1 protein-coding gene is annotated in these 554 nt (G+C 45.1%); it reads right to left on the bottom strand.

Going from position 1 to position 554, the window contains the following annotated elements:
* A partial coding sequence (locus WHS43_09740) for a GTP-binding protein (GenBank protein ID MEJ5339919.1) occupies positions 1-554 on the bottom strand: 554 nt, incomplete at both ends.

The raw sequence follows: 554 nt of genomic DNA on the forward strand, positions 1-554 counted from the left end.
GGTATGTAGCTGTCTAATGCATCAAGTAATGCCTGTATGGGTTTGTACTCCTCTGCATTAGGGTCGTTGCTTCCACTCTCAAGAGCTTTTAATGCTGAACCCCTCACTACAGGTATCTCATCTCCAGGAAATCCATACTTGCTTAATAGCTCTCTTACTTCTAACTCTACTAAGTCAAGTAGCTCTGGGTCATCTACCATGTCTACTTTGTTCATAAATACCACTATGTATGGCACTCCTACCTGTCTTGCAAGTAGTATGTGCTCCCTGGTCTGAGGCATTGGTCCATCATTGGCTGCTACTACCAGTATGGAACCATCCATCTGCGCTGCTCCTGTTATCATGTTCTTTATGTAGTCCGCATGCCCAGGACAGTCTACATGCGCATAATGCCTCTTGTCTGTCTCATACTCTACATGAGCCGTGTTTATCGTTATTCCCCTCGCCTTCTCCTCAGGTGCATTGTCTATCTGGTCATAGCTCCTAAACTGTGCCATGCCCTTTAAATTCAAATACTTAGTTATTGCCGCCGTTAATGTGGTCTTCCCATGGTC

This window comes from Aquificaceae bacterium (assembly GCA_037481935.1).
GTDB lineage: Bacteria > Aquificota > Aquificia > Aquificales > Aquificaceae > Pampinifervens.